At 43.5% G+C, this 2,837-nt stretch carries 3 protein-coding genes; all 3 read right to left on the bottom strand.

What is annotated here, in order from left to right; genetic code table 11:
* Positions 1–50: 50 nt before the first annotated feature.
* On the bottom strand, positions 51–323 hold the full coding sequence (locus tag SMIDD26_RS05930; RefSeq protein WP_001085048.1) for a PspC domain-containing protein: 273 nt from the start codon (positions 321–323) through the stop codon (positions 51–53).
* Between the two features lie 58 nt (positions 324–381).
* Positions 382–831 carry a SprT family protein gene (locus SMIDD26_RS05925; RefSeq protein WP_061439468.1) on the bottom strand — a complete coding sequence of 150 codons (450 nt, stop codon included), beginning with the start codon at positions 829–831 and terminating at the stop codon, positions 382–384.
* Positions 818–2,837: helix-hairpin-helix domain-containing protein (locus SMIDD26_RS05920; RefSeq protein WP_061439528.1), on the bottom strand; the 2,020-nt coding region annotated here is incomplete at its 5' end. The genes SMIDD26_RS05925 and SMIDD26_RS05920, both read right to left, overlap by 14 nt.

Raw genomic sequence — 2,837 nt, 5'->3', positions numbered from 1 at the left:
TTTAGACTATTGATTAAGCTTTTTGCTTATTCCAAATCTTCTGTAGAATCTCACCAAAACCAGCCTTCATTGTCGTCAATGGCTTGGGCTTCTTTGCGTTTTCGTGGGCCTGTTCCGTACATTTCTGCTTCGATTTCTTCCTTAGTCGGCATGACAGAAGCTAGGATGATATAGATAATCACACCAAGGCCAAAATTTGCGACTGTAAAAATGGCAAACAAGAAACGAACAAGGGTAACATCAAAGTTCCACTTGTCTGACAGACCTGCCAGAACTCCTGAAATCATGCGATTTCGTCTCATTTTATAAAATTTACTGTTCATGATATTTCCTCTTTCTGCTAGGTTAGACATAGTATATCACGGTTAGACTAGGCTTTCATCAGTCCTCAGGCTGATTTACTAGTAGCAATTTACCTCTACAAAGTCCACAGCGATAGCGTTTGGTATCAATCCTTCGTTTGCGATGATAAATTTGCTGGCAGGATTGACAACGATAGAGATTGAGTGGTTTGGAGTTACTATTTGGCAAGGAGGGCACAAAACGTAATCCATCCACTGCTTTCAACAGTTCCTTAAAATCCCTATCCTTGTGTTGATAGCCCTTCCCTTGAAAATAGAGGTGATAGTGACAGAGTTCATGTCGGACAATTTTCCTAAAAACATCCAGACCCAGTTCCTGATAAACCTTGGGATTAAAATCCAAATGCCCATCTTTGGGGAAAAATCGCCCACCTGTCGAACGTAGACGCCTATTCCACTGGACATGATGGATAAAAGGTCTACCAAAGTCTTCTAGTGAAACCTGCTTAACGTAATCAGTTAGATTCATCTGGAGCGAGGAGCGACAGATTGACTTTTTCACGTTCAGTATCGATTTTCTTAACCCAAACGGTCACCAAATCTCCGACTGACACCACTTGGCTTGGGTGTTTGATAAATTTGCGACTCATATGGGAAATATGAATCAAGCCGTCCTCATGAATTCCAATGTCAACGAAGGCACCAAAGTCAACTACATTACGCACCACACCCTCTAGCTTCTGACCAACCACTAAGTCTTTGATATCTAGGACATCTTGGCGAAGTACAGGTGCGTCAAAGGAATCACGGAAATCTCGACCTGGTTTGAGAAGATCTGCAATGATATCTTTAAGAGTTTCTGGACCAAGGTCTAGCTCTTGTGCCATCTCCTTAACTGAAAGCGACTTAAGTTTGCTTTGGGCTTCTTCATTCAGATCCTTGATGTCTAAGCGTTTGAAGAGTTTCTTAACGGCAGCGTAATTTTCTGGGTGAACTCCTGTATTATCAAGGATATTGCTACTTTCAGGGATACGAAGGAAACCAGCTGCCTGTTCAAAGGCCTTGGCCCCCAGACGAGGAACTTTCTTGATTTGGGCGCGTGAAGTGATTTTTCCTTCCTCCTCACGGTATTTGACGATATTTTCAGAGATGGTTTTATTGAGTCCAGCTACGTGTGAAAGAAGAGCTGGGCTGGCCGTATTGACATTGACACCGACTTGGTTTACCACTGTATCCACGACAAAATCCAGACTTTCAGACAGTTTCTTCTGACTGACATCGTGCTGGTATTGACCGACACCGATTGACTTAGGATCGATTTTGACCAATTCCGCAAGAGGATCTTGCAAACGACGGGCGATAGAAATGGCAGAGCGTTTTTCAACGGTCAAGTCTGGAAATTCCTGACGAGCAAGTTCGCTGGCAGAATAGACCGAAGCACCACTTTCATTGACGATAACATAGCTGACTTCTGGAAAATCTTTAAGAACTTCCGCCACAAAGGATTCACTTTCACGACTGGCAGTACCATTTCCGATAGCAATAATTTCCACGCCGTATTGACCAATCAAATCTGCCAAATCTTTCTTAGCTTCTTCGATTTGACGAGCTGATGCTGGTTTGACAGGATAAATGACCTGAGTTGTCAGCATTTTCCCAGTTGCATCCACGACAGCTAGCTTGGCACCTGTACGAAAGGCAGGGTCAAATCCTAGAACCACGCGCCCTTTCAGCGGAGCAACCAAGAGGAGATTGCGTAGATTGTCCGAAAAGAGTTGGATAGCTCCTTCTTCTGCTTTCTCAGTTAATTCTGTACGAATACGACGCTCGATAGCAGGCAAGACTTTTTTCTTAACAGATTGCTGAACCACTTCATCTATATAGGCGTTTTTGACCTTAAAACGAGCAGCAAAGAAAGCTAGAATACGGTCCGTCGCATGTTCAAAACCGACCTTCAAGACACCTAGCTTCTCCCCACGATTGAGGGCCAAGGTACGATAACCCTGCATAGTTCCAACCGTCTCTGAAAAATCATAATAAATCTGAAAAACCTGCTTTTCATCAAGACTTTCATCCTTGACTTGCGAAGTGAGTTTAGAGTGTCTCAGCACTTCCTGATAAGTCATGGAACGTAAGGTCACATCTTCCGATAAAGCTTCGACCAAGATATCAACTGCACCAGACAAGGCTTCCTTGCCAGTCGCAAATCCTTCACAGACAAACTTTTCAGCCTCTTTCTCTAAGTCCGCTACATTCTGCAAGATTAAGCGAGCAAGTGGGAAGAGTCCGGCTTCACGGGCAATGGTTGCCTTGGTTCGACGTTTTTCCTTGTAAGGAAGATAGAGTTCTTCTACATCTGCTAATTTTTCGGCTGCTAAGATAGCTTCTTCCAACTCCTTGGTCAACTTGCCTTGTTCTTGAATCTTAGCCAAAACAGCTTCCTTGCGGTCATTTAGATTTGTCAGACTTTTATCCAAGTCAATAATGGCCTTAATCGCCACCTCATCCAGACTACCAGTCATGTCCTTTCGATAA

It is taken from the genome of Streptococcus mitis, assembly GCF_001579035.1.
GTDB lineage: Bacteria > Bacillota > Bacilli > Lactobacillales > Streptococcaceae > Streptococcus > Streptococcus mitis_J.
This window is presented reverse-complemented; position numbering and strand designations above follow the sequence as displayed.